This is a genomic window from Thalassospira profundimaris WP0211 (assembly GCF_000300275.1).
GTDB lineage: Bacteria > Pseudomonadota > Alphaproteobacteria > Rhodospirillales > Thalassospiraceae > Thalassospira > Thalassospira profundimaris.
Genome location: NZ_AMRN01000006.1, coordinates 92289 through 114845 on the forward strand (window position 1 = coordinate 92289; position 22557 = coordinate 114845).

Annotated in this window: 20 protein-coding genes; 6 read left to right on the forward strand and 14 right to left on the reverse strand. The window is 54.1% G+C overall.

What is annotated here, in order from left to right:
- Positions 1-63 precede the first annotated feature (63 nt).
- Together TH2_RS12460 and TH2_RS12465 are read right to left on the reverse strand one after the other, a co-directional pair.
- Positions 64-438, reverse strand: coding sequence for a DUF423 domain-containing protein (locus TH2_RS12460; protein WP_008890791.1), 375 nt, complete (start codon positions 436-438; stop codon positions 64-66).
- Between the two features lie 239 nt (positions 439-677).
- The gene (locus TH2_RS12465) at positions 678-1358 is read right to left on the reverse strand and encodes a Crp/Fnr family transcriptional regulator (protein WP_008890792.1); all 681 of its coding nucleotides are present in this window, start codon (positions 1356-1358) and stop codon (positions 678-680) included.
- 245 nt (positions 1359-1603) lie between these two features.
- On the opposite strand from TH2_RS12465, the gene TH2_RS12470 reads away from it, so the two are divergent.
- Together TH2_RS12470 and ggt are read left to right on the forward strand one after the other, a co-directional pair.
- Positions 1604-2440 carry an alpha/beta hydrolase gene (locus tag TH2_RS12470; protein ID WP_008890793.1) on the forward strand — a complete coding sequence of 279 codons (837 nt, stop codon included), beginning with the start codon at positions 1604-1606 and terminating at the stop codon, positions 2438-2440.
- Positions 2441-2559: 119 nt separating this feature from the next.
- Positions 2560-4365, forward strand: coding sequence for a gamma-glutamyltransferase (gene ggt, locus TH2_RS12475; RefSeq protein WP_051007634.1), 1806 nt, complete (start codon positions 2560-2562; stop codon positions 4363-4365).
- A gap of 81 nt (positions 4366-4446) precedes the next feature.
- Here the strand turns inward: ggt and TH2_RS12480 are convergent, their stop codons facing one another.
- Both TH2_RS12480 and TH2_RS12485 read right to left on the reverse strand, forming a co-directional pair.
- Positions 4447-5121, reverse strand: a complete 675-nt coding sequence (locus TH2_RS12480) for an HAD family hydrolase (protein WP_008890795.1) — start codon at positions 5119-5121, stop codon at positions 4447-4449.
- Between the two features lie 14 nt (positions 5122-5135).
- A complete protein-coding gene (locus tag TH2_RS12485; RefSeq protein ID WP_008890796.1) occupies positions 5136-5486 on the reverse strand; it encodes an ArsC/Spx/MgsR family protein in 351 nt (116 codons plus the stop codon).
- Between the two features lie 143 nt (positions 5487-5629).
- On the opposite strand from TH2_RS12485, the gene dusA reads away from it, so the two are divergent.
- From dusA to TH2_RS12505, 4 genes are read left to right on the forward strand one after another with little or no spacing between them, the layout of a single operon-like run.
- Positions 5630-6625: a tRNA dihydrouridine(20/20a) synthase DusA gene (gene dusA / locus TH2_RS12490; RefSeq protein WP_008890797.1), complete on the forward strand. Its 996-nt coding sequence runs from the start codon at positions 5630-5632 to the stop codon at positions 6623-6625.
- Positions 6622-8670 carry a bifunctional tRNA (5-methylaminomethyl-2-thiouridine)(34)-methyltransferase MnmC2/FAD-dependent 5-carboxymethylaminomethyl-2-thiouridine(34) oxidoreductase MnmC1 gene (mnmC, locus tag TH2_RS12495; RefSeq protein ID WP_008890798.1) on the forward strand — a complete coding sequence of 683 codons (2049 nt, stop codon included), beginning with the start codon at positions 6622-6624 and terminating at the stop codon, positions 8668-8670. The genes dusA and mnmC overlap by 4 nt, the downstream gene beginning before the upstream one ends.
- Positions 8667-9881, forward strand: coding sequence for a 3-phenylpropionate MFS transporter (locus tag TH2_RS12500; protein WP_008890799.1), 1215 nt, complete (start codon positions 8667-8669; stop codon positions 9879-9881). The genes mnmC and TH2_RS12500 overlap by 4 nt, the downstream gene beginning before the upstream one ends.
- A gap of 58 nt (positions 9882-9939) precedes the next feature.
- On the forward strand, positions 9940-10797 hold the full coding sequence (locus tag TH2_RS12505) for a class I SAM-dependent methyltransferase (protein WP_008890800.1): 858 nt from the start codon (positions 9940-9942) through the stop codon (positions 10795-10797).
- A 69-nt stretch (positions 10798-10866) separates the two neighbouring features.
- Here TH2_RS12505 and TH2_RS12510 read toward each other — a convergent pair whose 3' ends face one another.
- The 10 genes from TH2_RS12510 to TH2_RS12555 form a co-directional block, all read right to left on the reverse strand.
- On the reverse strand, positions 10867-12036 hold the full coding sequence (locus TH2_RS12510; RefSeq protein WP_008890801.1) for an ABC transporter permease: 1170 nt from the start codon (positions 12034-12036) through the stop codon (positions 10867-10869).
- The gene (locus TH2_RS12515) at positions 12033-13031 is read right to left on the reverse strand and encodes an ABC transporter permease (RefSeq protein ID WP_008890802.1); all 999 of its coding nucleotides are present in this window, start codon (positions 13029-13031) and stop codon (positions 12033-12035) included. The genes TH2_RS12510 and TH2_RS12515 overlap by 4 nt, the downstream gene beginning before the upstream one ends.
- Positions 13032-13108: 77 nt before the next feature.
- The gene (locus tag TH2_RS12520) at positions 13109-15040 is read right to left on the reverse strand and encodes an ABC transporter substrate-binding protein (RefSeq protein ID WP_008890803.1); all 1932 of its coding nucleotides are present in this window, start codon (positions 15038-15040) and stop codon (positions 13109-13111) included.
- Positions 15037-16965, reverse strand: coding sequence for an ABC transporter ATP-binding protein (locus tag TH2_RS12525; RefSeq protein WP_008890804.1), 1929 nt, complete (start codon positions 16963-16965; stop codon positions 15037-15039). The genes TH2_RS12520 and TH2_RS12525 overlap by 4 nt, the downstream gene beginning before the upstream one ends.
- Before the next feature lies 1 nt (position 16966).
- Positions 16967-17620: a hypothetical protein gene (locus TH2_RS12530; protein ID WP_008890805.1), complete on the reverse strand. Its 654-nt coding sequence runs from the start codon at positions 17618-17620 to the stop codon at positions 16967-16969.
- The gene (locus TH2_RS12535) at positions 17611-18369 is read right to left on the reverse strand and encodes a polysaccharide deacetylase family protein (protein WP_008890806.1); all 759 of its coding nucleotides are present in this window, start codon (positions 18367-18369) and stop codon (positions 17611-17613) included. Before TH2_RS12535 ends, TH2_RS12530 begins: the two co-directional genes overlap by 10 nt.
- A complete protein-coding gene (locus TH2_RS12540) occupies positions 18366-19508 on the reverse strand; it encodes a glycosyltransferase family protein (RefSeq protein ID WP_008890807.1) in 1143 nt (380 codons plus the stop codon). Before TH2_RS12540 ends, TH2_RS12535 begins: the two co-directional genes overlap by 4 nt.
- Positions 19508-20110: a histidine phosphatase family protein gene (locus TH2_RS12545; protein WP_008890808.1), complete on the reverse strand. Its 603-nt coding sequence runs from the start codon at positions 20108-20110 to the stop codon at positions 19508-19510. Before TH2_RS12545 ends, TH2_RS12540 begins: the two co-directional genes overlap by 1 nt.
- Positions 20107-21261 carry a glycosyltransferase family 4 protein gene (locus tag TH2_RS12550; RefSeq protein ID WP_008890809.1) on the reverse strand — a complete coding sequence of 385 codons (1155 nt, stop codon included), beginning with the start codon at positions 21259-21261 and terminating at the stop codon, positions 20107-20109. Before TH2_RS12550 ends, TH2_RS12545 begins: the two co-directional genes overlap by 4 nt.
- 11 nt (positions 21262-21272) lie before the next feature.
- A complete protein-coding gene (locus TH2_RS12555; RefSeq protein WP_008890810.1) occupies positions 21273-22550 on the reverse strand; it encodes a glycosyltransferase family 4 protein in 1278 nt (425 codons plus the stop codon).
- Between the last annotated feature and the right edge of the window lie 7 nt (positions 22551-22557).

Here is a 22557-nt window from a genome sequence, read left to right on the forward strand (position 1 = left end):
GGACACGTCTTTTTTGTTTGTACTTGCCTGTTTCAGGTTAAATGCCACTGCCTGCCTGCGAGATCAGCCAAAGCGTCTGTATCCCGCCGCAGCAAGCAGCAACCAGCCCCCAATAAAGGCAAAACCGCCAATTGGGGCCACGGCACCAAACGCAGAAATACCGCCAAAGGCAATGGCGTATAAAGACCCGCAGAAGAAAACGATCCCGACAAGCATTGCATAGGCGGCAATGCGCAGGAACTTCTCATCGGGCACATGATGAACCAGGCCGGCAATTGCGGCGAGGGCAACAGCATGCACAAGCTGATAATGCGCGCCCTTCTCGACCAGGCCGCGTGCATAATCCATTTCGCTTCCAGCCATGCCATGGGCGGCAAACGCCCCCAACGCAACCGCCATCGCACCATTCAGTCCGGCCATAACCACAGAAATACGCATCAGAGGTTCCCTTAAAAAGAAGTGGTATTATTTCGAACAGATTAGACATCAACAAATCCGTCCGCCATGCGAAAACGCAAAAAAAAATGGCCGTACAACAAGTGTACGGCCAGTAACTCTCTTGGGGGAGATGTGCCGGAACATTTAAATGTCCGCCACACCAATACCTTTACCTGTCGAACATCCTCTTCTCTGTGACAGTCATCACATGAAGACAAAAAAAATCATACAAATGCGACCTAATGAATTGACTCACTTAGGAATTCTTCAAGTCGGCGTACATCCGGAACGAAAAGACCGGTCTCAACCTTTGTCACCAGTTGGCGACGGCCAAGCGTGCTCATGACCCGTGCAACCGTTTCTCGCGATGTGCTGACCCGCCCGGCGACCTCGGAATGAACCGGAACGGGTGACAAAAGTGCCGAACCGTTATCGTCACAAACATTGTTGGCACGGCGCAAAATTTCCGCCACGACGCGTTCGTTGGCGCCAAGTGTGCTGACATCAACAATTCTTCGGGTCGAGTTCCGAACAATTCTGGCCAACTCGCTGATAACGTTCCAGGCAACTGACGGGTGATTTTTGACGACCTTTTCAAAGTTGGCCGGGCTCAAAATACCGACACTGGTATCGTCAACCGCAATTACACAAGCCGAACGCGGCTGCCCATCAATGGCCGAAAGCTGACCAACACAGCCGCCTGCCCCGATTTCCTCAAGGGTGATTTCACGCCCCGAAAGCGAGTAATTAACGATCCGTACTCGTCCGGACAAAATCAGGTAAACGTCCGAACTATCTGATTCCGGTTCGATAATTTGCGTTCCGGCCGCAAACGTCTTTCGGTTGACGTGGCGTTCGACGTCTGCAATCGCGCTCTCATCGAGATCCGCGAAAATGCCGACCACTGATAATTTAACCATATCCCCCAAGCTTCTCACTACGGTGTTGTTAGTGTCCGGAGCACAGACCCCCTGCGTTCCCTCACATCTTTTACTGTCCCGGACCCAATCATAAGCAAACAACTTCAGACTGACAATCATTGCCAAACCAAAGTCGGACTCCCACATGTGATTGGACAAGATTATGCTGCATGTGCGAACATAATCGAGTTCTTTTTAATCAAGGCATATATTTGCATCGATCCCGCATCGCGAGGAGGCAGGCCATGAGTCCCGAATTGGAGATTTTCCGTCGCAGCCCGACAGGCAAACCCAAAAGTAAACATCCATTGGTGTTTGTACATGGCGCCTATACCGGGGCGTGGTGCTGGAACGAACATTTCCTGACCTGGTTTGCAGATCGCGGCTTTGAGACCGTGGCGTTTTCCTTGCGCGGCCATGGCGGAAGTGGCGGCCGCGAACTGCGCAGCCTCGCATCCATTGACGATTACGTCGAAGACCTTGAAGAGGTTGTCGAGACCCTTGGCAAGAAGCCCGTGCTGATCGGTCATTCGATGGGCGGCTATGTCATTCAGAAATATCTCGAACGCCACAGTGCCGAGGCCGCCATTCTGATGGCCTCAGTCCCGCCAGAAGGCCTGATTGCCAGCAATGCGATGATGGCAATGGCCCAGCCCGATCTGTTTTTCCATATGTTCTGGCTTCAGGCCATTGGCCCCCACACCCTGCTTCGTGAACGTCTGGGGCGCGCGATGCTGTCGCCTGATATCGCCGAAGATGAAGGCATGATCTATTTCGGTCGGCTCGAAACAGAAAGCCAGCGGGCGATTACGGACATGATGGGCGCCAACCCGATCTTCCTGACAAAGGATGAAGCGCCAGCCATGCTGGTTATGGGCGCACGCGACGATGAAATCATCCAGAGCGAGCTGATCCACCACACAGCCAAGCGCTACGGCGCGGACTATGCACTGATTGATGATATTCACCACGCGATGATGCTCGATAAAAACTGGGAAAAGGTCGCTGAAACCATACTGGAATGGTTGCAGGTCAAGCTCGTCAGCCAACAGCGCAGCAAAGGCAACAAGACAGCAGCCTAGGCAACCTACACTGGATTTTTACTGCACTTTTGCACCCGCATCTGCCACGATGCGGGTGTTTGCTTTTGAGCGCCCTGACAAACGAAATACCCCGCCAAACAAAATAAAAGGTCTGGAACATGCCCCTTAACGCTCCTGTATCTTTCGAAACAGTCAAACTTCGCCCACGGCTTCTGGCAGCCCTTATTGCCGCGGGTTTATACGTCTGCCTTGGTCAAAGTGCTATTGCCCAGCAAACAACAGACGCCGTCGCACCTGAGGCAAGCACGGCCGGTTCCTCGTCTCAAATGCGCAAGGCAGCCACTTCCAACAACTGGATGATCAGCGCTGCCAACCCGCTGGCAGTCGAGGCCGGTGCTAATATCTTGCGGTCTGGTGGCAACGCTATTGATGCGATGGTCACCATTCAAACCATGCTTGGCCTTGTTGAGCCACAATCATCCGGGCTTGGGGACGGCGCGTTTCTGGTTTACTTCGATGCAGCGACTGGAAAGCTGACCACGCTTGATGGCCGCGAAACCGCGCCGCTGAACGCAACGCCGACGCTATTCCAGGATGAAAACGGTGAACCGCTTAAGTTTTATGATGCGGTTGTTGGCGGCAGATCGGTGGGTACACCCGGCACCCCTGCCCTGATGGAGGCAGCGCACGAAAGGTGGGGGCAACTTCCTTGGAATAGCCTGCTTGATCCGGCAATTGATGTTGCCACAGCGGGCTTTGAAGTTTCTCCGCGTCTTGCTGCCTTGATCGCCGATGATCAGGAAAAACTTGCGCGCGATCCCGAAGCAAAGGGCTATTTCTTTGATAAAGATGGCGAGCCACTTGCGGCCGGTACGGTTCTTCACAATCCGAAATATGCCAAGACCCTGCAAGACCTCGCGGCCAACGGGACCGTGAATTTCTATCAGGGTCAGATCGCCCTGGACATTGTCGACAAGGTTAAGGGTGCCAGTTGGAACCCCGGCGTCCTGTCACTTGCCGATTTCGCCACGTATCACGTCAAGGAACGCCCGGCCGCCTGTATCGAGTATCGCGATCATGATGTGTGCGGCATGGGACCGCCTTCTTCGGGGGCGCTAACGGTCGGACAGATCCTTGGTCTGGTTGAACCCTATGACATCGCCGCGATGGGCCCCAGTTCTGCACAAAGCTGGCGTTTGATCGGTGATGCATCGCGTTTGGCATTTGCCGATCGCGGGCGCTACATGGCCGATATTGATTTTGTCCCGATGCCTTTGACCGGATTGCTTGATAAAACCTATCTGGCGGAACGATCCAAACTGCTTGATCGGGACACCGCGCTTGAAGCCGCCGAACCCGGCATGCCGAGCTTTAGCCACTCCATGAAATTGGCCGACGATGAAGCGATTGAACTGCCAAGCACCAGCCATTTCTCGATCGTCGATATCTACGGCAATGCGGTTTCGATGACGACCACGATTGAAAACGGCTTTGGTTCACGCCTGATGGTGAACGGCTTTATGCTCAATAACGAACTGACTGATTTCTCGTTCAAGACCCATTCCGATGGCGTCCCTATTGCCAACGCCTTGGCACCGGGCAAACGCCCGCGTTCATCCATGGCGCCCACCATCGTGATGAAAGACGACAAACCGGTAATTGTCACGGGTTCACCGGGTGGATCGCGCATCATTGGCTATGTCGCCCAATCGCTTATCGGGATGATTGATTGGAACATGTCGCCCAAGGACGCCATCGACATGCCCCATCTGGTCAACCGCTTCGGCACCTTTGACCTTGAAGCCGGAACCGAGGCCGAAAACTTGGCCCCGGCACTGGAAGGCATGGGCTTTGAGACCAGCATTCGCGATCTTAATTCCGGCATTCACGCCATTATGATCACCGAAAACGGCCTGATTGGTGGCGCTGATTCCCGCCGCGAAGGCATTGTGGTTGGTGAATAAAGACATCCTGCGAAAACAAAAGAACGGGCGGCCCAACACGGCGCTGCCCGTTTGCTTTTTGATGGATGCTATGAGTACCAGCTACGTAGCAGACATCCAATCGGCCAACAGCCGATAAAGGTCGCGATGGTCGGTCGCAATATGGTGCGCACCGGCATCAAGAAGGTAGTTGGCCGGCGTAATATCGACAAGACCGATGGTCGTCGCACCGGATGCCACACCTGCGCGCACGCCGTTCTGGCTGTCATCCACAACGATGCAATCCTTGATATCGACACCGATTTTCTGTGCGGCCAGCAAAAAGACATCCGGATGCGGTTTAGGGTTTTCGACATCATGTGCCGAACAAACCCTGCCTTCAAAGCGTTCCTTCAAGCCTACCTTGGCGAGCGATACGTCCATCTTGGCATGTGGACCGTTGCTGCCAATCGCAATGGGAATGTTGTTTTCTTCCAGCAGATCAAGCACCGGATCAAGATGTGCGAACGGCGTCAGATCGTTGCGAAAGGCCGTAAACGTGCGTTCGTAACATTCAGACAGCCAGTCTTCTGGCAGTGTGATGCCAAACATCTGTTCCATTTTTGGCGGCACCATCGCCAATGTGCCACCAATGAAAAGATCATGGGTCTTCGCCATATCCATGTCGCAGCCATAATCGCAAAGCTGCTCTGTCAACACGCGACACGCCAGTGTTTCGGTATCAACCAAAACACCATCACAATCAAAGATCACACCCCGAACAACAGGCCTTTTCATGGATTAATCCCTTATCAAGCAGCTAGTTCGGTCCAGCGCGCTTCGTCATAGGCGACTGTCCGGGTCGATCCGAAATCAACAACCGGGCGTTTGATCACGGTCGGATTGGCGGCAAGGACTGCGGCCGCAGCGGCACCGCCCTGCTCCAATTTTGCTTTGTCGTCGTCACTCAGGTTGCGATAACTCGGCCCGCGCTTGTTGATCAAAACCTTACCCCCGACTTCATCAAGCCAGCCTTCGATGGTCTTGGCGTCAATTCCGTCAGCGCGAAAATCATGGAGCTTGTTTTCAATGCCCTTTGAATCAAACCATTTCAGGGTTTTGCGGACAGTGTCGCAGTTCTTGATGCCGTAAATCGTAACCATATCAAATCCTGTACTTTAATATCTTCGGGATGCTGCCATGCATCGCGCAATCGGTTTTGACCCTAAATCACGGAACCTATATAAAGACCGCGCTTGGAATACAGCAACCCTCTTCACCCGACTTTGACAAAAACGGTAGGCAAATGACTGTTAATCGGCGTATTTCCGTCGCCCCGATGATGGATTGGACGGATCGGCATGATCGCTATTTTCTGCGGCAGATCAGTCGTCATACGTTGCTTTATACCGAAATGGTCACCACGGGTGCCATTCTTCACGGCGGGGTGGAACGTCATCTCCGCTATAACGACGCCGAACACCCGGTTGCGCTTCAACTTGGCGGCAGCGACCCGGACAATCTGGCGCGCGCCTGCGAAATCGCCAATGACTATGCCTACGATGAAATCAATCTGAATTGTGGTTGCCCATCAGATCGTGTGCAGAACGGCGCCTTTGGTGCCTGCCTGATGGCAACGCCGGATGTCGTTGCGAATTGCGTGAAATCGATGATTTCGGCCAGCGACGCCCCGGTCACAGTCAAAAACCGCATCGGCATTGACGATCAAGAAGACTACCCGTCGCTTAAGCGCTTTACCGAAACGGTTGCCGAGGCTGGCTGCAAGACTTTCATCGTTCATGCGCGCAAAGCATGGCTCAAAGGTCTTTCGCCCAAGGAAAACCGTGAAGTTCCGCCGTTAAAGTACGAGTTGGTCTATCAGCTTAAGCAGGAATTCCCGGAACTTGAAATCCTGATCAACGGTGGCATCAAGACGCTTGATGAAACCGACGCGCATCTGAAACATGTCGACGGTGTCATGATCGGGCGCGAAGCCTATCAGAACCCTTATGTTCTGGCAGATGTCGACCGGCGTTTTTATGGCGATGATGCCAAGCCCCTGAGCCGCCATCAGGTGGTTGAGGCCATGCTGCCCTATATCGAAGAACACCTGAAAGAAGAACACGGCACCATTGGCCATGTTACCCGCCATATGCTGGGCCTGTTCCAACAAATGCGCGGTGCGAAACAATGGCGCCGTTATCTGAGCGAAAACGCCCATCGCAAAGGAGCGGGTACTGAAGTCGTCCGCGAAGCCCTGGCCCTTGTCCCCGAACAGGATGACGAGGTCCTGTCTGCATGACGGCAAACGATGTCACCAAGCCGGCAGAAGGTGATGAACCAAGACCTGCCGGTGAAATAACCTGGCAGGATGGCAATGTGCCGTTCTCTCCGCATTTTGGTGATATCTATTTCAATCCCAAGGATGGGCTTGCTGAAACGCGCTATGTGTTTCTTGAGGGCAACAACCTTCCATCTGCCTGGCAGGACCGCGAAAGCTTTGCTATTGGCGAAACCGGCTTTGGCACTGGACTGAATTTTCTGGCCGCTTGGCAATGCTGGGATAGTGATCCCAAACGATCCAGACGCCTGCATTTCGTTTCCGTTGAAAAATACCCGCTGTCGCGCGATGACATGATCCGGGCGCACCAGCGCTGGCCGGAACTGTCGCAATATTCCAACCAGCTTGCCGAAATCTGGCCGCATGAAACCATGTTGCCCGGTGTACACCGTTTTTCCCTTGCCGATGCCGATGTCAGCCTGACGCTTCTGATCGGCGATGCGATTGAATGCTGGTCTGGCTATGACGGGAATATTGATTGCTGGTTTCTTGATGGCTTTGCGCCCGCGCGCAATCCCGATATGTGGCATCCGGACCTGTTTGCTGCCCTTGCCAGCGCGTCCAACCCGCGTGGTGCGAGCCTTGCGACTTTTACTGCCGCACGCATTGCCCGCGACGGTCTGGAAAGTGCCGGATTTGAAATCAGCAAGCGCAAAGGGTTTGGCTACAAGCGCGACATGATCACGGCAACGCTTTCGGCACCGGTTGGTGACAGCGACGATGCGCCAGACCTTTTCGAAATCGCCGATGATCCTTGGTTTAACCTGCCCCGCCCCAAGAAAACCAAATCTGTCGCCGTTATCGGTGGGGGGCTTGCCGGTGCGGCCTGCGCGAATGCCTTAAACGCACGTGGCGTTGCCGTGACCCTTTTTGAAAAGGCAGATCAACTGGCCAATGCCGCATCGGGCAATCCGATTGGCATGTTGGAGCCCTATCTGACCGTTGATGATGCCATCATGGGCCGGTTTTATGAGGCTGGTTATCGTTTCAGCCATCGCAAGATCAAAAAACTTTCCAATCAGGGGTTGGTCGAGGCCGATTTCTGCGGTGTGATTGATCTTGCCACCAGTGCACGCAAACGTGAAAGGCTTGATGGCCTGATCGCGCGCCTTGGCGACAAACCCGACCTTGTCGAGGCGCTTGACGGTGATCAGGCCTCAGAACGATTTGGCCTGCCCTTGCCCTATGGCGGTGTTTTTTATCCATCCGCCGGCTGGGTTAATCCGCCGTCGGTGGTACGGGCTTTTTCTGATGGTATAGATATTCGGCTTTCAACAACCATCACGGCCATTAGCGATGCTGAACAAGGCAAAGTCCTGACCGATGAAAACGGGGCTTCCTATGGGCCGTTTGATGCCGTTATCATCGCTGGCGCGCTTGAAACGCAAATGCTCAATCAGACAAGCTGGCTTAGAGATCACCTGAACCCTGTTCGTGGTCAGATCAGCTTTTTGCCAGAAGAAATCTTGGCAAACCTTGGCGATGGGTCTGCCATTAAGTGCGTTCTGAGCCACAAGGGCTACATCACACCAGCGCGCGATGGCCTGCATGTATTTGGGGCCACTTTTGGACGTGACGATGCGCAGACGGACCTACGCGAAGATGACCACGCATTTAACATAAACCAGCTTGGAAAAGTCCTGCCCGATGTTGCGGAAAAGCTCTCGCCTGACATGCTTCAAGGCCGGGCATCCTTGCGCACGACAACCGCGGATCACCTGCCCCTGATCGGTCCTGCGCCGGATTTTGACGCCTATCTTGCGTCATATGGCGACATCGACAAGGGCAAAAAAGGCGCGCGATATATCGATGCGCCCTACCACAAAGACGTGTATATCTGTACCGGTTTCGGGGCCCGCGGACTGATCGGCGCCCCGCTTGCCGCCGAGATTCTTGCCAGTGAGATTTGCGATATGCCCCTGCCTCTGGAAAAAGTGCTGATGCATGCCATTCATCCGGCGCGTTTCATCATTCGCGGCCTCAAGCGTCGGCAACTCACCGCATGAACACGCCAAACGCCACACCATCATCGAAACCATCACCAGCCACCGACCCGGACCGGATGAAAACGGCGGCAACGCTGGCGTTGTTCTTTTCCGGACTGTTTCTGATTCAGGGTGTTTTTCTGCCTTATTGGCCGGTCTGGCTAAAATCCCAGGGATTATCGGCAGCCGAAATCGGGATCTTGTTATCACTGCCGAACTGGGTGCGTGTCTTTGCCGATCCGTTGATTGCCCAACGCGCTGATCGCACCGGCAATCGCAAGACCCCGATGATGTGGCTTGCCGGGATCTATGTTTTATCCATTCTGGCCTTCCCCATCTCGAGCGATTTCTGGTGGCTTGCCGCCCTTTCCGTCGTGATCGGCTTTACCTTCTCGCCGCTGCTGCCGCTTGGCACGACCATTACGGTGCATGAATGTAAGGCGCGTGAACTTGATTATGGTCGGGTGCGGCTGTGGGGATCGCTTGCCTTCATTCTGGCATCCTATGGGGCGGGCTGGGTTCTGGATGGAACATCGACGGAATGGATCGTCTGGATGCTGTTCGTTGCGGGGATCGTGAATTTTGCGATTACCACCCGCATGCCTGACCCGCAGACAGATCGTCCGCTCAGATCCGGTTCTTCGCTGATGTATCTGCTGCGCAAACCGGTTTTCCTGATTTATCTTGCCTGCATCGGATTTGCCCAGGGTGCTCATGGCACCTATTACGCCTTTGCCTCTGTCCATTGGGAATCAGCCGGTTACTCGCATGAAATGATTGGCGTTTTCTGGTCAATTGGTGTGATTGCCGAGATCGTTCTGTTTGCTGTCGCCGGGCGGTTTGTCCGTGGTCGCCATCCCGGTATCTTGTTTGCGATTGGTGCGGGATCAGGAATTTTACGCTGGATTGTACTGGGCACAACCGACAATCTATGGTTGATTATCTTGGTTCAACCCCTTCATGCTATGACATTCGGGATCACGCATTTGGCCGCTGTCAGTTTTATCGCCCGCGCCATACCCCAACAACTTGCCACCTCGGCACAAAGCCTGATGGCAACACTGTCCATGGGCGTTTTCCTTGGTAGCAGCATCTGGATTTCCGGCCCGCTGTATGAACAGTTCGGATCGCAGGTCTATTACCTGATGGCGGTATTTTCGGCGATTTCGATGGGATTTGCGATTGTGCTGACACGAGCCTGGCGCGGAGAGGATCAGACTTTTTGCAACTGATTAAACTTACCGGCACCGATAGAAACACAATAATTTTGAACTCAAAGGGGCCTTTGATATGACCTCGATGCCGTTCTCTTTAAGAATGCGCCGCTTGAAACTTGGTTTGAAAACACTGATTGGCGCCGAGCCTGCTGGCTATTTCATTCCTTATCGCTATGCCAGCGAGACGGCAAAGGCTGTCGGGCGCCCGACCTACCCGGCAATCGAAACCATGATGGACACAGCCGCCCCCACAATGAAGGCCTGGCTGACCAAGGCCGCCAGTTATCAGGAGGCGTTTGCCAGCTTCGGCAATGCCACCCCACCGGATCCCCGCTGGCAACAAAGCTGGTTTCCGCGCCTTGATGGCATGATGGCCTATGTCTTTACCCGTGAATTTCGCCCGGACCGGATCATTGAAATCGGGTCGGGTCATTCGACGCGGTTTTATTACCGGGCGATCAAGGACGGCGAACTCGATACGGCATTTCATGCGATTGATCCGGCACCACGCGCCGATATCGCGAAGCTTCCGATCACCGTCGAACGCACCATCGTGCAAAAAGCCGATCCATCGGTCTTCAAAACCCTGACCGGTGCGGATTTCCTGTCGATCGACTCAAGCCACATCCTGATGCCCGGTACCGATGTTGATCTGCTGTTTTCGTCGGTCATTCCGACCCTGCCAAGTGGGGCGATCATTCATATCCATGACATCACCCTGCCCGATGACTATCCGGAAATCTGGCAATGGCGCGGATATAACGAACAACAAGGCGTTGCCGCCCTTCTGGCTGGCGGCGGGTTTGAAATCATGTGGTCAAGCGCATATGCAACGACCCGCATGCGCGATGAGGTCGACCAATCCATAGCCAACGGCATACACCTTCCCGAAGGCGCGCATGAAACAAGTCTGTGGCTGCGCAAGCGCTAGGAAATAGACACCCAAAAACAAAGGGCAGCCCAATGAGGCTGCCCTTTTTTCGTTTGGTGCGATGATGGATCAGTTCTTGTAAGGATCCGCCGCATCCCGCAGGCCATCGCCCAGGAAGTTAAAGGCAAGCACCACGACGACAACCGGGACAACCGGCAACATCAGCCAGGGATAGACCGCGACCGCATTGATGTTTTGCGCTTCATTGAGCAACACGCCCCAACTGGTCACCGGCGCGCGCAGGCCAAGCCCAAGGAAGCTCAGCGCGGTTTCACCAAGGATCATGTTGGGGATCGATAGCGTCACCGATGCAATCAGGTGGCTGGCAAAGTTCGGCAGCAAGTGACGTGCAATGATCCGTTTGGGCTTCGCCCCCATCAGGCGTGCTGCCAGTGCATAGTCCTCTTCACGAAGCGCCAGCAGTTTCGATCGAACCGCGCGTGCAAGCCCCGTCCAGTCAATCAGGCCAAGAATGACCGTTATCCCGAAATAAATTAAGATCGGGCTCCAGGTCACGGGCAATGCGGCTGAAAGCGCCATCCAAAGCGGAATTTCCGGCAAGGAACGGATGACTTCAATCGCACGCTGGGCTGTTGAATCCACCCAGCCACCGTAATAACCGGCCGCCCCGCCGATCAGGATACCAAGAAGGAAACTGACGGAAATACCCACCAGACCAATGGTCAGCGAAACCCGCGCACCATAGATCATGCGAGACAACATGTCCCGACCAAGCCTGTCGGTGCCGAACATGAACAGCGTACCGTCTTCTGACGGGCAGACGAAATGGAAGTCCATATCGATCATGCCCCAGAATTCATACTCATCCCCCGAACAGAAAAAGCGCAATGGCTCTATCCGGTCCGGATTGACCGTGTAAGTCGGTTTGAGTGTTTCCATATTGACGGAGAAATCGGTGCCATAGGTAAAAGGCCCGACAAATTCGCCGTCATGGAACAGATGAACACCCTGTGGCGGATGATGGATATATTCCGAATTGCGGGTTTCCTGCGCATAGGGTGCAATGAATTCGACGATAAAGACCGACGCGTACATGATCGCCAGAACAATCAGTGAAAAATACGCCAGCCGGTGACGTTTCAACCGCCACCACATCAATTGCCATTGCGAGGCAAGGAAATACTTTTCCTGCTCTGGCGTCAGTTCCTCGCGATCCCAGGGATCAAACGGCGCTGAATCAACAAAATGTTCGTTGCGCTTTTCGGTTTCCTTGCTCAATTGCCGACCCCTCCCTGCAAACGAATGCGCGGGTCAAGCCAGGCAAGCAGAACATCGGAAACAAACATGCCCACAACCGTCAAAAGGGCCAAGAACATCAGGAAGGAACCAGCCAGATACATGTCCTGACTTTGCAGTGCCGTAAGCAACATCGGTCCCGTGGTGGGTAGTGACATCACCACCGACACCAGAACCGACCCCGACACCACCTGCGGCAGGATGTTACCAATGTCTGCGATGAACGGGTTAAGTGCCATGCGCAGCGGATACTTAAACAATACCTTGGTCGGTGACAGGCCCTTCGCGTGGGCTGTAACCACATATTGCTTGCCCAGTTCATCAAGCAGGTTGGCGCGAAGACGGCGGATCATGGCGGCTGTCCCTGACGTCCCGATCACCACGACCGGTGCCCAAAGATGTTCAACAACCGACATCATCTTGGCGAAGGACCAGCCTTGGTTGATGTATTCCGGGTCCATCAGACCACCGATCGATGTTCCGAAAACGACGTTTGCGTAATAAAGCAGGATCAGAGCAAACAGGAAGTTCGGCATGGCAAGTCCAAGGAAGCCAAGCAAAGTGAAACCATAGTCGCCCCAGCTATATTGACGGGTTGCCGAATAGATTCCGATGGGGAAGCTGACGATGTAGATGAAGATCACCGTGCTGAAATTCAGCACCAGCGACAGCCAAAGCCGATCACCGACCACATCACTCACAGGCAGGTTATATTCAAATGAAAAGCCGAGATCGCCTTGCAAAAGCCCCCAGGCCCATTCGGCGTATTGAATATAGATCGGCTGATCCAGGCCGTATTGCCGTTTGAGAAACTCGATCTTTGCCGGATCAACTGCCTCGCCCTGGGCTTGAAGCTCGTTGAGATACGTGGTCAGAAAGTCGCCGGGCGGCAGCTGAATGATGACAAACACCAGCACGCTGATCATAAACAGCGTGGGTATCATCACGAAAAGCCGTCTTGCCAGATAAGTCAGCATCGGCGCTGTTGCTCCCCCGAGGTTGTTTTACGCCATTCCCTCAACGGCGCGAAACAACACGTTTTTAGTTAAAAAGATTACCGATCCCACCAGAAGGTATCAGGCCGATAAATCCCAAAGAACGCACCCGGCTCCCAGCTATGGATGCCTTTTTCGGGCACATTGCGCATGTCCTTGTCGATAACGACCGGTTGCGGCACGTTGCCGATCAGACCGATTGAGAACATGTTTTCCGAATTGATATCGAGAATGGCCTGCCATGCTTGTTTCTGGCCGGCCTCATTGCTGGTTTGCCACTTGCGATACTGTTCCATCAGTTCCTTGGCGGCTGGCATATCAGGTGCTTCGCCCGCCTCGCCGTCCGTTTGATAATATTGCCCCCATTTCGGCCATTGCAGGCTGTCTTGCAGAACAGGAACGAATTCATCAGGGGCAGTGTTGGGCGTCGCCAAGCCGTTATCAATACCGTTGAAAATCGACATGATCGTCTCGCCGGTATAGGCACGGTTACGCATCACTTCGCGCTGCAGGCCCTTGACGAACAGCTTGATGCCAACCTGACGCCAACTGTCGCCAACCAGTTCAAGCATGTCGTCATGTTCAGGGTTTTCCCCGGACGTCTCGACAATGATTTCCATCGGGCGTCCATCCGGCAAAAGACGGATACCTTCGCCATTGCGTTCATCCAACCCCATTTTATCAAGCAATTGGTTTGCGGCCTTGACGTCGAAATCGGTATAACTTTCGCGATATTCCGGTTTGAATAACGGGCTTTTTGGCAAGACGGTATTGTTGGTCGGTTGCGCCAAACCAAAGAACATGACCCGGTTAATTTCGGTGCGGTTGATCGCCAAGGACAGTGCACGACGGAAACGGACGTCACGCAGAACTTCGCGCCAGACCGGATCGCTGCAGGTCAGGTTGGGATACAATGCGGCATAAGCCCCTGCCCCGACATCCCAAAGACGCACATCATAATTCTGATTGGCTTCGGATTGCTTCAGGAACGTGTAGTCCTTAAGCGACAGAATCCTGCTTTGCAGATCGACCTCGCCCGCGCCGACTTTGGCCGGGACCAGCTTTGCGTTCGAGATATTGAAGATCATCCGGTCGATGTAAGGAAGCTGGTTACCTTCCGGATCGACGCGGTGATAATACGGGTTGCGCACAAAGACAAAGCGATCAGACGGCTCCTCTGTCGTGATCAGCCATGGCTCCAGCGACGGGCGATGAATGTTGGAAAGCTTGTAGGGACGATCAATGTCCGTATGCAACACAGCCCAGCTACGCAGACCGCGTTCTTCAACCATCGCCTGAAGCTCGTCCGCATCGCGATAATTCTCATGGAACTGTTTCAGGTAGTGCGCCGGGCGATAAATAAACGGCGGGCGGGTTGCAGCCAGTTCCGTCAGGAAAAACGGGTTTGGCTGTGACCAGCTGTAGCGAACTGTATATTCGTCTAGGATTTCAAAGGTTGCCGGTTCATTCCCGACAAACAGGAAACGCGGCGGCCCGACCGGAAAAAGTTCATCATTATTGACGATATCTTCCCAGTAATAGCGGAAATCCTCGGCCGTGAACGGCTCGCCATCCGACCATTTGTGACCTTTGCGGATATGCAACGTGAAGACATTGCCTTCTTCGTTCACATCAAGCGCTTCAAGGATATCTGGACGCAGGTTCAGGTCCTGATCATAGCCAATCAAGCGGGCATAGCCGTAGACAACCGCCATACGGATATCTTTGGACCGCCCCATGATGGTGACAAATTCCCCACCATACTTGCCGATTTCCTTACCCTCACCCGCAAAGTCAATCACATGCGGATGTTCTGGCAGGCGGTCGTTCATTGCCGGCAAAGACCCGCTTGCAACCGCATCCTTGAAATAAGGGACTTCTGCGTGCGCCGGTGCGACCAAGACACTTGCCGCCAGAAAACCTGTCGTCATCACAAGGCCGGAGAAGGCACGATGAATTTTAGACATCGACGGGTTTAAAACACTGATCATATGGCGATCTCCGTAAAATCGGCACGTTCGGCACGAACAAAGTGATCTTCTGCGACCTGCATCATCTTGGGCTCGCTGGTCTGGTTGATCGTGAACGGGGCTGGCCACCGGGATGGATCAGATGCTTTGCCATCCATTATCTTGTCGAAATCAAGCAGATGATCCAGATCGGCAAACGGCACGGCATGCAGCAAAGCCTGCGTGTAGGGATGCATCGGGTTCTTGAACAGCACTTCACGTGGTGCGGACTCAACAATCCGCCCGGCACACATCACGGCAATCCTGTCTGCAACGTAGTCCACGACCGCAAGATTGTGTGATATAAACAGATAGGTCAAATTAAGATCACGCTGCAAATCTTTTAAAAGATTAAGTATTTGCGCCTGAACCGATACATCAAGTGCCGATGTCGGCTCATCGAAAATCAACAAATCCGGCTTCAGGCTAAGCGCACGTGCAATCCCGATGCGCTGGCGCTGCCCGCCGGAAAAACTATGCGGATACCGGTTGAGAAAACGCGGATCAAGACCAACCAGGTCCATCAGTTCGAGCACCATTTTCTGTCGATAGTTACTATCCCCGACACCGTGAATAAGCATGGGCTCGGTGATGATATCCTGAACCGTCATCCGCGGATTAAGCGATCCGAACGGGTCCTGAAAAACAAATTGTATCCGCTTTCGGTACGGATTGAGCTGATCTTCATCAAGCCCGGTCAATTCAGTCATCTGCCCGCTTTCACCACGGAACAGAATGGAACCTTCATCCGGGCTCATCGCGCGCATGATCAGCTTGGAAAGCGTCGTTTTACCGCAACCACTTTCGCCCACCAGACCAACGCATTCGCCACGATTAACCGTCAGTGAGACGTCGGAAACTGCGGGTATAAGGCGCTCTTCGGATTTGATCCAGTTACCCTTGCGCGTGGTAAAGCTTTTGCTGAGATGGCGAACTGCCAGAACCGGTTCGCTTGCCATGGTCGGGTGCAGGGCCAAAGTTGCCGGAACATCGGATGTATTTTGTTGTGCGTTGCCATCACCTGCGCTGGCAAGAAGACTACCGGTTTTCGGCTTGATCTCGCGCAGCGGACGCAATCTTTCGTCCGGTCCCATATCAAAGTGCGGAACCGCCGCCAGCAATGATCGTGTATAGGTATGGCCGGGATTGATGAACACATCGTCGGTCTTGCCAGCCTCGACCACCCGCCCGTCATAGATCACCACCATCCGGTCTGCCATGTTGGCAACCACACCAAGATCATGGGTGATCAACAGAACCGACATCTGCAATTCTGCCTGCACTTCCTTGATCAGACGCAGAATTTGCGCCTGAATGGTTACATCAAGGGCGGTTGTAGGTTCATCCGCAATCAGCAAGGCCGGACGACAAACCAGTGCCATCGCAATCATCGCGCGCTGGCGCAGGCCACCGGAAAGTTCGAATGGATAAGTTTTCAGTGAACGCTTGGGCTGCGGAAAGCCGACCAGTGTCAGCATTTCAACGGCAAGCTCACGCGCCTCGGCCGATCCGACCTTGCGATGAAGCTTCACCGCCTCGCATATCTGATCGCCGATTGTGTGGAGCGGCGATAGGGAACTCATCGGTTCCTGAAAAATCATCGAAATCCGGCCACCGCGAATGGCGCGCATGTCAGAGCCCGACCGATCCAGCATGGCGATATCCACCCGGGTTCCGGGCTTTTTCGGATCGGCAAAGATGATAGATCCTTTGGTGACCTGGGCCACCTTTGGCAACAGGCCCATGATCGCCTGCGAAATGGTGCTTTTGCCCGATCCGGACTCACCAACCAGTGCCACGGTTTCTTGCGCACCGATGCGAAAGCTTACATTCTCGACAGCCTTGACACGCATGTGCGGCAGTACGAATTCAACTTTCAGATCCTTGATGCGCAGAATATCGGTCATTCTAGTTGATACCACCGTGTTTGCGTTCGGATGCAGCGGCCTTAACCAGTGTTTCGGCCTCATCCATGCGCATCAAGTTTGTTCTTGTGACGTCATCGACAAGCAGCTGGTTATCTTTCGCCCAATCACGAGAAATTTCAAGGAGATCGTCAAAACCGTCCAGTGTTGATTCTGCGACAATTTTCGCATCTCCTGCCTGCAGGGTCAGCTCGAACCATCCCTTGTTGCCATCGCGCTTGGTACTAAAGTAACGCAAGCGGAACTTTGAAAGTTCCGGCCAAGCAAAAGCCGTTCCACCGCGCAGGCTTGAAAGCCGGATGCCGTATTCCGATACATAGATCTTTGACTGGAAGCGGATAACCGTGCGGGCAAAATAGAAAACGAACAGCAAAGCAAGCCCGGCCGACGTCCATTGAATGATTGCGAGCATCTCGGGAATCAGCGCGATAACCCCGCAAATCAGCAGCCCGACAATTGATTTCGCCAAATCCGGCGCCATCAATTTGGATGGATAGCCCATCGTCTGGACTTCACTATCACCAACACCTGCTGGCTTTACCGGGTCCACGGTGCTTGGCACGGTGCTTGGCACACTGGGGGCGTTGGGGGCCTGTGCCGGTTCAGGTTCCGCGTGTTGTTTTGGCCTTATTGCCATGGAAATACTCCAGGTATTCTCAACCAGCGCAAAGCTGAATGGTCCATAGAAAACAGATTATCAAGGAACTTCGTGGTGGCCTCGTCATGGACAAGGTGATGGGTCAGAATTCCCGTCGGTTCATCCGCGTCGACCTGCCCTGTTCGCCGCGCTGACAGATGTTCAATCATTGCGCCAAGTGCAGCGTTTTCGCCAACAAAGCCGCGCGTTCCACGCCAATCAATGACATCAACATGCGTGTTAACCTGCATGATGCCTTTGTACGGCTCTGCCGCCTTGCGGGCATTGAATGTGCTGATCCCGCAAAAGCCAAGGGAATGCAACGCCGCTACGACATCTTCGGCCACCCGGTTCCATGGTGGCACCAGGACCGGCAAGAAACGATTGCCAAAACGCGATTGCAGAACCGAAAACCCGTGGCGAAGATCGGCAACGACGTCGCCAATATCGCGTACGTCATCGAGTTCCTGTTTCTTGCGTCCCTCTGGCATATGGTTCTGATGTGACCAGCCATGCTGCAAAACACGGGTATCAAGGGTCTCGACAAGACGTTCGACAAGGTCGTCCTGCAAAGCCGCCGGAATAACCGCAAGGGCGAGTGGTACTTTATAGTCCTGTTCAAATCGCAGAAGCGTCTCAAGCGCCGGGGTCACAGAAACAGCATCGTCGTCACGCCACCACGCGGTGGCAATCCGGTCTTCCGACTGCCACAGATCAAGCTCTGCGCGTAATTGGTCCCAGCTGCTCATGCCTGCCCTTTGATCTTTTCTGCGATGATTGACGCAGCTCTTTTTGCGCCATCCAGCGCGATTTTAATCCCGCTTGGCTGTCTGGCGTTATCTATTTGTTTTGCTAATGATTGCGCAGACAGGCCATCAAGATCAAGCAGGGAAATAACCCCTTCATTGGCAAGGACTTCCGCACGTTCGGTTTGCTCGCTTTCGCCGCCTTCTGCAAACGGCACCATGACCGCTGGCGTTCGCGTCGCCAACACATCCATCAGCGTGTTGTATCCGGCCTGTGAAACGGAAACGGCGGCACCCGCCATCCTTTCACGGAAATCGGGCAAGAACCGATGAAGAACAACACCGTCGGGCAACTGGTCGCGCAAAAGGTCGAACTGATCCGAGGGAAAATGCGGCCCAGCGACAATATCCCAAATAGCGTCATTATACTTTTGCGAATGCGCGCGGGCAGAAATTGCAAGCCTGATCAGCGCTGCCCCTACGGCACCACCACCGGCAGAAACAAGAACACCGCTGCGATCTGCCTCAACACCATCTGAAACATCATTGGCAACCTTTGGTGCGACATATCCCGTGTAGGCGATCAGGTCCGATATATCGTCGGCAAAATCAAAGCTGCGATCAAAACCAAACAGTTGCGGATCACCATGCACCAGAACCGCATCAAGATACTTGCGCGCGATGTCACGCATCCATCGCGTTTTGCCGATGTCTTTTTTACGCACTAAAAGGTCTCTGACAGAACAAATGATCGGAATGCCTGCCTCAATCGCCGCATCAAATAGCGGGATCAATTCGAACCGAAAGGCGCGGCGCCCGAACGGGAACATTTCGACCAAAAGAAGCTTCGGCGCGGTTTTCTTAAACGCGGCAAGAAGCTGCCTTTTACGTTCTTCCTGCCAGTCGTCCCCCAAGGCGTTCCCTTCCGGATCGACAAGCCCTGAGAAACCAGTATCGGATGTCTTGCAGGGCGAAAGCTGAACAACTTCACTGGCGGCGAAATCAAGGCTGTCATCGGGCACACCGCCGCTTACGACCGTGACGCCAAGCCCTTCATTGCGAAGCGCCTGATTGATCAACGCCATGCGGCGCACGTGACCAATGCCAAGTAAGTGCTGCACATAGACCATGACATCACTCATCACGCGCTCTCCTGCGCAGGGGCAAGTGGTACATTGAGTGCGTCAACAGAGAACCCGGCCTCATCAGAATACTGAAACACCTGCAAACAGTGCCAATCGAGTTTGTCTGGAATTTTACCCATCATGTCCCATCCACGTGCCGCAGCATAGACAGCACGTATCACGCCCTTGTGGGTGACCGCACCAAATTCTGTAAGATCGCAATCCTTTAGGAATGCCTCAAACCGCCCCAGCACATCACGCGGGCTTTCACCTTCGTCGGGACGAAAATCCAAACCGCGGTCTTCATTGGCGCGAAGGTCTTCCCCCATCCTTGCGCGAAGGTCAGAAAGTCTCTCGCCCTCCCAGGTACCCCAGTCCATCTCGATGAACGCGGGCTCGGTGGCAACGGTTCTGATCCCAAGCGCATCTGCAGTTTCACGCGTTCGGGATAACGGCGAAGAAAACCACGGCACATCGGTCCACATGGCGGGCAAACGGTGCTGACGATACCAATCAGCTGTATCGGGCCTGATTGAGATATCTGTCCGTCCCTGAATGCGCTTTTCGGTATTCCAGGCCGTGACACCGTGGCGAAGCAATGCAAAGCGAATCTGTTTCATGCTGGGCTCTGCCCGTTTTGTGACGACAGGTGACCCGGGATGACTTTCTTGAATGTGGTGGATAGAAGATCGGCTGCGGCTTCAAGCGTGTGATGCTGCGCTGCTTTCGATGCGCCAGCGGCACCTATATCGCGCAGTACGGCAACATCCGCCCCAAGGCATTCCGCCAAACGGTCTGAAAAAGCCGCGACATCACCAACAGGCACAAGCCACCCTGTTACACCGGATGAAACAATACCCGACACACCGCCAGTATCCCCTGCGAGAACCGGAAGCCCCGCAGACTGCGCCTCAAGCAACGCCATTCCGAAGGCTTCATTGATCGCGGGCCATACGAACAAATCTGACTGCGCGAGAATATCTTTGGTTTGTTCCGGTGTTTTCAGGCCCACCAGTGAAACCTTGCCTTCACCAAGTCCGTTTTCTTCAAAAAGGTCTTCGACCTGTTGACGCGCGGGGCCATCACCAATCACTGTCAGGTGCCAGTTATCAACGCCATTGCGCCTGAGGCGACCCAGTGCGTCTGCCAAAAGCGCATAGGATTTCAGTTTATCACCATCGCGCATCATTGCGGTTGTCACCAACCGCACACGTTGCGGATTGATTGCTACCCGCTGCCCAACATGCCATGACGCGACACGCGTAAAGGGCGGCAGGAAATGCAGACGATCCGGTTGGCAGACCTGAGCCAGACATTCCATATCAACGCGATTGAGCGAGAAAACGGCATCCGCCTGCCTTAGTGCTGTTTCGACTGCCAGATGGCTTTGTCCCCATGGCCCGTTTGCACGCTTTGGGGCAAAGGATGCTTCGGCCACCACATAAGGGATACCCAACGCATCGGCGACAATCGGCCCGATCCAGTCCGGTGCCTTGTAATAAAGATGATAGGTAAACCAGATATCCGGTTTGGGACGGAACCCTGATTGGTATTGCCGCAGTAAACGGGCTGCAAGTTTGGTTCCCAGTTCGGCAAGCCGTGCCTGCTTAAGGACATTGCCATCAGCAACGCGACTGCGAAGGCGGGCAGCAATATCGACCTTCATACCTGCTGACTGAAGGGCCTCACACAGCATGCGGGCAATCAGGCGGTCACCCGACGGCACCGGATGGTCAATCGGCTTTAACGGGGCGTAAAAGGCAACCTGCAAGTGCGTGCCTCCTACTCTGCGGCGGGTTGTTCGGCGGGGGTTTCTGCCTGTTCGTCGGACTGGAAGTTAACACCGAAACGTTCCGCCAGATCCTTCATGCCGCGATAGAATGAGAAATCCCGACGTACAATTTCATTGCCCTTGCGCCCCATGGTTTCGCGAAGGCGAGGATCAGTGATCAAGGCTTTCAGCGCGACCGCAAGTGCATCCGGATCACGTTCGGGCACAAGTTTGCCATTTACGCCGTCTTCAATCAGTTCAGGAATGGCCGAAATTGCAGTCGAAACCGCAGCAAGTCCGCAAAGTTGTGCTTCCATCAGAACGTTTGGCAGCCCGTCGCGATCACCATCCTTCTCAATCCGGCTGGCCAGTACGAACAAATCAGAAGACTGACATGCCGCAATCACTTCCTTCTGATCACGCGCCCCTTGCCAGTCACAGCGGTCCGCAATGCCGAGCTCTGTCGCAAGTTTTTTATATTTTTCGCCGTTACCACCGCCAATATGAATAAACCGCCAATGAAGGTTGGCTGGCAGTTTGGCCAAGGCGCGCAGAAGGTCGTCATATCCCTTTTTGCCCACCAGCCGCCCGACCGACAGGATCCTTACCGGGTTATCGGCATCTGTCCCATCGCGCAGAGGTCTTGCTGGAAGGTCCTCGGGGAAACGCGAAAAATCCAGTCCGTGATAAAGCAGATTAACTTTATCCGGATCCTCGGCAAGGGTGCGCAGGTAATCGACATTGGCGCTTGTACAAGTCACCAGCCAATCCATATCGCGCAGCTTTTCGCGCATGTCCCAGTCCTGACTGGTATAGATATCCTTGGCATGGGCCGAACAGGACCACGGCAAACCGCGCATAATCGCGCAATAGCGCGCGACCGATGCCGGTGTATGCAGGAAATGGGCATAGATGCGGGTCACATCATCGGGCAGCTCGGCGGCCATCACCATGGCCTGGGCAAATCGGCGTGCGCGATTGGCGGTACGGTCCCGGCGGTAATCCTGCCACCAGATATTCACGGCACGACGATATCCGGGCATCTTGCGCGCCTTAAGCCAGCCACGCAAAACCCGCATCGGTTCCTGATAGACATATTCCGGTAGATAATCGACCGCACCTGTAATGCGATCATTGATCGGATGGCGTTTTTTGTCGGTTGGATGACGCAGCGACACAATCCGATAGGGAATGCCTGCCTGCTGAATACCCAGAATTTCCTGGGCGATAAAGGTCTCCGACAATCGCGGATAACCCTTCACCACGATTGCCAGATTGTCGCGTGCCATCAAATCT

Coding starts and splice junctions, on each gene's coding strand:
- mnmC (WP_008890798.1), top strand. CDS start 6,622: ATGACGGCAAACGATGTCACCAAGCCGGCAGAAGGTGATGAACCAAGA.
- TH2_RS12480 (WP_008890795.1), bottom strand. CDS start 5,121: ATGAAAAGGCCTGTTGTTCGGGGTGTGATCTTTGATTGTGATGGTGTT.
- TH2_RS12525 (WP_008890804.1), bottom strand. CDS start 16,965: ATGACCGATATTCTGCGCATCAAGGATCTGAAAGTTGAATTCGTACTG.
- TH2_RS12465 (WP_008890792.1), bottom strand. CDS start 1,358: ATGGTTAAATTATCAGTGGTCGGCATTTTCGCGGATCTCGATGAGAGC.
- TH2_RS12485 (WP_008890796.1), bottom strand. CDS start 5,486: ATGGTTACGATTTACGGCATCAAGAACTGCGACACTGTCCGCAAAACC.
- TH2_RS12540 (WP_008890807.1), bottom strand. CDS start 19,508: ATGAGTGATGTCATGGTCTATGTGCAGCACTTACTTGGCATTGGTCAC.
- TH2_RS12460 (WP_008890791.1), bottom strand. CDS start 438: ATGCGTATTTCTGTGGTTATGGCCGGACTGAATGGTGCGATGGCGGTT.
- TH2_RS12470 (WP_008890793.1), top strand. CDS start 1,604: ATGAGTCCCGAATTGGAGATTTTCCGTCGCAGCCCGACAGGCAAACCC.
- TH2_RS12555 (WP_008890810.1), bottom strand. CDS start 22,550: ATGGCACGCGACAATCTGGCAATCGTGGTGAAGGGTTATCCGCGATTG.
- TH2_RS12505 (WP_008890800.1), top strand. CDS start 9,940: ATGACCTCGATGCCGTTCTCTTTAAGAATGCGCCGCTTGAAACTTGGT.
- TH2_RS12545 (WP_008890808.1), bottom strand. CDS start 20,110: ATGAAACAGATTCGCTTTGCATTGCTTCGCCACGGTGTCACGGCCTGG.
- TH2_RS12535 (WP_008890806.1), bottom strand. CDS start 18,369: ATGAGCAGCTGGGACCAATTACGCGCAGAGCTTGATCTGTGGCAGTCG.
- TH2_RS12530 (WP_008890805.1), bottom strand. CDS start 17,620: ATGGCAATAAGGCCAAAACAACACGCGGAACCTGAACCGGCACAGGCC.
- TH2_RS12500 (WP_008890799.1), top strand. CDS start 8,667: ATGAACACGCCAAACGCCACACCATCATCGAAACCATCACCAGCCACC.
- dusA (WP_008890797.1), top strand. CDS start 5,630: ATGACTGTTAATCGGCGTATTTCCGTCGCCCCGATGATGGATTGGACG.
- TH2_RS12515 (WP_008890802.1), bottom strand. CDS start 13,031: ATGCTGACTTATCTGGCAAGACGGCTTTTCGTGATGATACCCACGCTG.
- ggt (WP_051007634.1), top strand. CDS start 2,560: ATGCCCCTTAACGCTCCTGTATCTTTCGAAACAGTCAAACTTCGCCCA.
- TH2_RS12520 (WP_008890803.1), bottom strand. CDS start 15,040: ATGATCAGTGTTTTAAACCCGTCGATGTCTAAAATTCATCGTGCCTTC.